This is a genomic window from Microcystis sp. M53598_WE2, from assembly GCF_030067735.1.
Lineage (GTDB): Bacteria > Cyanobacteriota > Cyanobacteriia > Cyanobacteriales > Microcystaceae > Microcystis > Microcystis aeruginosa.
The window spans coordinates 1-6782 of record NZ_JASJFE010000172.1 but is presented as its reverse complement, the minus strand read 5'-3'; the positions used below and the strand labels follow the sequence as shown (position 1 = coordinate 6782).

The following is a 6782-nucleotide window of genomic DNA, read 5'->3' as shown; positions in this document are numbered from 1 at the left end:
ATTTTAGCATATATTTCGTAAACGATGCTCATATTTAACAGTAAAGCCGTCGTAGAACGACGGGGTTTCAGACCCAAATTTTCGATGAATTATGAAGTGGGGTAGTGAAGTAGTGGGGAAGTGGAGCATTTGGCTGAAATTTCCCTAAACCCCTAAATCCCTATCACCCTATCCCCTACCTCCTGCCTTCTACCTTCTGCCTTCTGCCTCCTGACTCCTGCTCACTGATTACTGATTACTGATTAGGTGTCACCTGATCGATAACCTTGAGAGTCCCGTCATCCTTGACAGTCCAGACATCGTAACTACCGACCACATCGCCATTTTCATCGATATCCACATTGCCACTGGCCCCCTGATAGTTAATATCCTCGCCTTTGCGAATCATTTCCATGGCTTGACAAGCATCGGTTACTTCCGTACCCGGACTGTTAGCCACCTCACGAATCTTGCTTTGAATCCCTTCACCAGTGTTAGATTTAGCCGCCTCGGCTGCTAACATCAATAAAATCGCCGCGTCCCAAGTATGGGGAACAAAAGCAGTGACATCCTTGCCGGTCTTTTCTTTCCAGAGAGTAGTAAAAGCGCTTAAAGCTTGACCGTCGGCCCCAGGGACTGTACCTAGGGCGCCGGCAATAATTGACTTACCATCGGTTCCTTTCCCCACCTGTTTGGTGAAATCTTCCGAATAAACCCCATCGGTGAGGAGGACGGTAACTCCTTTGGTCAATCCCTGTTTATAGGCCGCTTGCAGTAATAAACTGCCCGTTTCAGCGTAAAGGACTGCCGCTACAGCATCCGGTTGGTTAGCGAAGGCAGCCGCCGCTTCACTATCGAGAGTGGCAGCTTTCGGGTCATAACGGACAGGATTTTGCTTATTAGTGATAGTGCCGCCTAATTTATCGAAAGCGCTCACGAATTCCCGTTCAAATCCGACTCCGTAATCGTTATTGATCACGACGGTGGCCACATTTTGAAAACCCTTTTTCTTAGCTAGGACCGCTAAAGCTTGAGCTTGGTAGGTGTCCGGGGGAGCCGTCCGCGCCCAAAAACCTTGAAAATCGCCTTTTTTCGCCCTGTCAGTAAATACAGGACTGGTGCTACCCGGAGAGACTAACATAACTTTCTTTCTCACCGCCACATCGACGGCTGCTCCTGAGACGCTACTGGCAAAGGAACCGATCACACCGGCTACTTTATCCACCTCCGCTAGTTTCGTCATCGCTGAAGCACCGGCGGCGGGATCGGTTTGGTCATCTTCTTTCACGAGGGTGACGGGTTTGCCATTGACTCCACCACAGGCATTGATAGTCTCTACCGCTAGGGCGGCTGCTTCGGGCATATTTTGACCAATAGCGGCTAAATCTCCAGTAATGGGCAGTAAAGCCCCTAATTTTAAGCCTTGATCACCGGGGCCAGTGGTGGTGGGACTAGAGGCAGTGTTATCGGGGGTTTGGGCATTATTACAAGCGGTTAAAAAATTAGCTAACAGGGTGATGCTCAGGGTTAGGGCTAGGGGCGATCGAATATATCTCTGCATGGCAGTAAAATCAAGGATGAGTCAAGGTTGCAAGACTGAAAAGCCCGGACTGGGAAAATTCTAATCGATGTTAGCATTCTCTTCAAATCAAACAGGTTTCCATCTTAATTTAGATATTGATGGAAAAAATGGCTAATTTGTTCGACCTATGCCGTCGGGTGTGGGGTGTGGGAAGTTTTTTCAGTGATCAGTAAACAGTAAACAGTAAACAGTAAACTGAAAACGGTTCTTTTTGTTTGTCTTAGGCAATAAACGGGGCTATAAGGGATAAAACCCTTATATATAAAGACATTGATGCGATCTTTGTTAATTGTTTTCCCTCTCTAACGAACTAATCAATTAAGTCTCTTGCCAGATAAGGATTTAGTCGATTTATGCCCCCCGATCGAACTATACCAAGTAACGAAGAATCCTGAAAACTCGCATCTGATAACTGATAACTGATAACTGGTAACTGATAACTGAAAACCCCACTTAGGAAGCTTTGGCTAAAACGGTCTTCTGGTTTAAAAACTGAATTGCCGTTTGGTATTGACTATCTTTTTCGGTGCCGATTTCCTGATATGTGATCGGTTCCTGTGCCACCACTTGATCGGGCATAATGCCTAACTTATGAATATCATGGTGGGCGGGAGTTTCATATTTAGCGACGGTAATCGCTAATCCTGCCCCATCGGGTAACTCGAATAAGGACTGAATTAATCCCTTACCGAAAGTCTTTTCTCCCACTAAAACCCCTCGCTGATTGTCCTGTAATGCTCCGGCTAAAATCTCGCTGGCGCTGGCGGTTCCCTGATTGACTAAAACCACTAAAGGCGCATCGGTTAAAGCATTGCCAGCAGCGGCAAAACTATCGGCAATTCCCTCACGATTAACCGTATAAACGATCGTTCCCTGATTAATCCACATCCGAGCGATTTCTATGCCCGCTTGCAGTAAACCACCGGGGTTATTTCTTAAATCTAAAATATAACCCTTTGCCCCTTGTTTTTGTAAATCTGTCACCGCTTCCGAGACTTCTTTGGCAGCGTTAGCACTAAATTGATTTAAGCGCACATAACCGATGGGCAAGGAACTAGAATTTTTATCTAAAACCGCTACTACTGGACTTAAAGAAATGCGTTGACGGGTTAAAGATAGGGTTTTTGGTTGACTTTTTTGATAGGGAAGAATGACTAAGGAAACTTCTGTTCCGGCGGTCCCGCGCATTTTGGCTGCTGCTACATCGAGGGTTAAAGTAGTGGTATCGATGCCATCAATAAACAAAATGCGATCGTGGCTAGTCAAACCAGCGGCCTCAGCAGGAGAACCGGCAAGGGGGGCAACTACTTCTAAGTAACCATTGTCAGGATTGATATTAATTTGCAGTCCTACCCCCGATAATTCCCCCGTGGTGCTAATTTGTAGGTTATGGTATTGATCCGGTCGCAGGAGACGGGTAAAAGGTTCATCGAGGGTGGCTAACATCTGTTCGATGGTATTATAGGCCGCCGTCCGATCGTTGAGGGGTTTTTTGATGAATTGTTCCCGCACCTGCCACCAGTTTTGATGATTAAAGGTGTCATCATAATAAGATTGGTTGACTAATCGCCAAGATTGTAGTAGTAATTTTTGTTCTTCGCTAAAGGCGGCTGCTGTGGGTGTCCATGCCATCCAAGTCAGACAAAACCAAAATCCCACCAATAATCCCGCCCACAACGATTTTTTTCTCATCTTGCTTCTCTTATAAATCCAGTGCTGATCTGCTGATTATTTTCAGTATAGTCTTTTCTCTGAAATCGATTCTTATCTGGTAACTCTTTCCCTTGAAGGCATTCCCATAAAAAAGAGGGTAGTTATGGTTAACCACCCCAAAAAATTCTACTAGATCGGTGCCATTAAGCGATCGCTTAATTGTTCAGCTACTAGACAGCCACAACTTTTTTGCTGACTTGGGTTAATTGCCCTTTAGCATATTTGGCTGCGTAGTCATCGAGGGACATTTGTTTGATTTTGCTGGCGTTACCGGCGGTACCAAATTGTTGATAGCGATCGGCACAAACTTTCTGCATATAGGTGATCGAGGGTTTCAGGAAGAAACGGGGATCAAACTCTTTCGGGTTGCTGAATAGTGCTTCACGAACTGCGGCGGTAATTGCTAAACGGCAGTCGGTGTCGATATTGATTTTACGCACACCACTCTTGATGCCTTTTTGGATTTCTTCCACGGGAACACCGTAGGTTTCAGGGATAGCGCCACCGAATTGGTTGATTAATTCGAGGAGATCTTCGGGGACCGAGGAAGAACCGTGCATGACCAAGTGAGTATTGGGTAAGCGGTTATGAATTTCTTCAATGCGGCTAATAGCGAGAATTTCGCCGGTGGGTTTGCGGGTAAATTTGTAAGCGCCGTGGCTAGTACCAATGGCTACTGCTAAAGCATCTACTTGGGTTCTTTCGACGAAATCCACCGCTTCATCGGGATCGGTTAACAGCATCGAGTGATCTAATTCTCCCTCAAAACCGTGGCCATCTTCCGCTTCTCCTTTACCGGTTTCTAAGGAACCTAAACAACCGAGTTCCCCTTCCACACTAGCACCGATCGAGTGAGCAACTTTTACTACTTCAGCAGTAACGTTAACGTTGTACTCGTAGGTGGCGGGAGTTTTAGCATCCGCTTCTAGGGAACCATCCATCATAACACTGGTGAAACCGTTACGGATCGCCGAGTAGCAGGTGGCGGGTTCATTACCGTGATCTTGGTGCATCACGATGGGGATATGAGGATAGGTTTCCACCGCGGCGGTGATCAGGTGACGCAGGAAGTTTTCCCCTGCATATTTGCGCGCACCGCGAGAAGCTTGCAGGATAACGGGGCTGTCGGTGGCTGCCGCCGCTTGCATGATCGCTTGGATCTGCTCCATATTATTTACGTTAAAAGCGGGGATGCCATATCCGTTCTCAGCCGCGTGATCCAACAATAACCGCATGGGGACGAGTGCCATATCCTTTACTCCTTAATCTATTTCTTGTTTTTTGTCTCTTTAAATTCAAGAAAGTTAATTCTCTTACCTGTTAATCTTAAGATAGTTTTTACACTTTGACGATCCCCAAAAAAAATTTTTCCCAGTTTCGTCCTAAGATGACCACAATCTCCGTCGCGGCGGGCCGTTAAGTAGTTCGTGTGTATCAAATAACAGCCGGGGAATCGGCAATTTTTCCGGGCAGCGAGGTAAACAATCACCGCATTCAGTACAATTATTCGCTTTGCGTCCGGGGAACCAATGACCGGCATTTTCCAGCATTCGATAGCGATACTGGCCAAAATCGGTCATTTCGTAAGCTACTGCCAGATTCCGCAGTCTCAACACTTCAGGGATGTTAATATTTTCGGGACAGGGTAAACATTGATAACATTGGCTACATAAATCTGTAGCCAATTTATCGGTTAAATGTGCCTCTAAACGCTTAAAAACGGCAATTTCTGCCGCATCTAGGGGCTGATCTCCTTCGCATACGTTAATAATTGTCTCTAATTCCTCTGGTATCGCTGCCCCGACGCTGAGGGTAGTAATGCGCGGATCGCTCAATAAAAAGCGATAATTTAGCTCTAGGGGTGAAAAAGGAGCGCATAATTCCTCTAGCTTCTTGGGAGGTCTGTGGAGACCCCCTCCCTTATCAGCAGGGGAAATAATAAACACACCCATGTCCTTTGCTTGGGCTAAAGCGATCGCCGGTTGCTGTCTTTGCCAAAAAAAATAGTAATGGATATTGACAAAAGCGAAGAAATCTGTATTGATCGTCTCCAGAATAATTTCTAGGGGTGCATGGGTAGAAAAGCCAATATGACCGATTTTTCCAGCTTCTTGGGCCAGAAAAACGGCTTTCATGCAGCCTTGCGGGTCTTTAATCCAGTTTAAATGCTCGCGGGTGTTAATACCGTGAATTGCTAGACAATCGAGGTAATTTAATTGTAATCGTTCTAGGGATTCGGCGATCGCTTTTTCCATAGTTTGGCGATCGGGAGTGGGGACTAATTTCGTAGTCAGATAAACTTGCTCCCGCAGCCCTTGACGCTGCAGGTAGCGACCGAGAAAAACTTCGCTATTACCGTAACCTCTGGCCGTTTCTAGGTGATTAATCCCCAATTCTAGGGCGCGATCAACTGTTGCGGTAAACACCGACTCTGAGGACAAACAGCGCATTGTCCCCAGGGAAAACAGCGAAAATTGCCAATTAGTACGGCCAAATCGTCGATAACGCATTGATTCAGTTACCAGTTATCAGTTATCAGTTACCAGTTATCAGTTACCAGTTAGAAGGTATTGGGTGTGGGGTGTGGGGTGTGGGGTGATGGGGGAGTGGGGAAGTGGGGAAGTGGGGAAGTGGGGCAGTGGGGAAGTGGGGAAGTGGGGAAGTGGGGCAGTGGGGCAGTGGAGCATTTGGCTGAAATTTCCCTAAACCCCTAAACCCCTAAACCCCTATCTCCTATCTCCTGAATTTTCACTGCTCACTAAAATCACCGCGACGTTGGATCAGGTCTGAGGGGCTAAGATTGGAGACGAAATTGCGAAAAGCTTGACGTTCCTCTTCATCCGCGTCACGATCGACGGGAATAGAAGCGGAAGCGATCACTTCTTCCATTACCCAGACGGGACTGTTGGTACGCAGGGCAATAGCGATCGCATCACTGGGACGACAATCGATTTCTTTTTTGACTTCGCCGCGCTGGAGACAGAGAACAGCATAAAAGGTATTATCTTGGAGAGAATGGATGATAATCTTTTCTAAATCCATGTCCCAAACTTTAAAAATATTAGCGATCAAATCGTGGGTGAGGGGACGAGGGGGTTTTTGTTGTTCGAGGACGGTGATAATGGCCTTAGCCTGATCTTGTCCGATGTAGATAGGTAGGGCGCGACGCTCGGAACCATCCTTGAGTAGTACAATGGGACTGCGAGTGATAGCGTCTAGGGCAATTCCAGCGACTTTCATTTCGATCATGACTATGGCTTCTCCAAGATAGAGATTCAGCTAGGGAAGGAGTGGGAAAGCAAACTGAGTAATATAGTGCTTCGTTACACTCACAGTATGCCCTAAGATGGCAGAGATTAGCCTCATCTTTATTGACATCCTCGCCGCCCTAAAAGTGCGGCGATTCCTAAACCTCACGATTTAAGTTTCTGCTTCCACCACCGTCGCATACCACAGTTAAAAAACCATGTACTGTCTTACACAGAGTCCACAGACTTTCGCCCCATTT

At 46.5% G+C, this 6782-nt stretch carries 5 protein-coding genes; all 5 read right to left on the bottom strand.

The window, feature by feature from the left end; translation table 11 throughout:
- Positions 1–235: 235 nt before the first annotated feature.
- Positions 236–1540, bottom strand: coding sequence for an ABC transporter substrate-binding protein (locus tag PX636_RS03815; RefSeq protein WP_288116271.1), 1305 nt, complete (start codon positions 1538–1540; stop codon positions 236–238).
- A 474-nt stretch (positions 1541–2014) separates the two neighbouring features.
- Positions 2015–3253, bottom strand: a complete 1239-nt coding sequence (gene ctpA, locus PX636_RS03810; RefSeq protein ID WP_288116270.1) for a carboxyl-terminal processing protease CtpA — start codon at positions 3251–3253, stop codon at positions 2015–2017.
- Positions 3254–3444: 191 nt separating this feature from the next.
- Entirely contained in the window at positions 3445–4524 is a 1080-nt protein-coding gene (gene fba, locus PX636_RS03805) for a class II fructose-bisphosphate aldolase (RefSeq protein WP_002744497.1), read from the bottom strand.
- A gap of 132 nt (positions 4525–4656) precedes the next feature.
- On the bottom strand, positions 4657–5784 hold the full coding sequence (locus tag PX636_RS03800; protein WP_002798061.1) for an aldo/keto reductase: 1128 nt from the start codon (positions 5782–5784) through the stop codon (positions 4657–4659).
- A 238-nt stretch (positions 5785–6022) separates the two neighbouring features.
- Positions 6023–6523, bottom strand: a complete 501-nt coding sequence (locus PX636_RS03795; RefSeq protein ID WP_002798060.1) for a bifunctional nuclease family protein — start codon at positions 6521–6523, stop codon at positions 6023–6025.
- Positions 6524–6782 lie beyond the last annotated feature (259 nt).

What these genes read in the sequence shown, in the direction of transcription:
- PX636_RS03815 (WP_288116271.1), bottom strand. Translation starts at nt 1,540, where the DNA reads ATGCAGAGATATATTCGATCGCCCCTAGCCCTAACCCTGAGCATCACC.
- ctpA (WP_288116270.1), bottom strand. Translation starts at nt 3,253, where the DNA reads ATGAGAAAAAAATCGTTGTGGGCGGGATTATTGGTGGGATTTTGGTTT.
- fba (WP_002744497.1), bottom strand. Translation starts at nt 4,524, where the DNA reads ATGGCACTCGTCCCCATGCGGTTATTGTTGGATCACGCGGCTGAGAAC.
- PX636_RS03800 (WP_002798061.1), bottom strand. Translation starts at nt 5,784, where the DNA reads ATGCGTTATCGACGATTTGGCCGTACTAATTGGCAATTTTCGCTGTTT.
- PX636_RS03795 (WP_002798060.1), bottom strand. Translation starts at nt 6,523, where the DNA reads ATGATCGAAATGAAAGTCGCTGGAATTGCCCTAGACGCTATCACTCGC.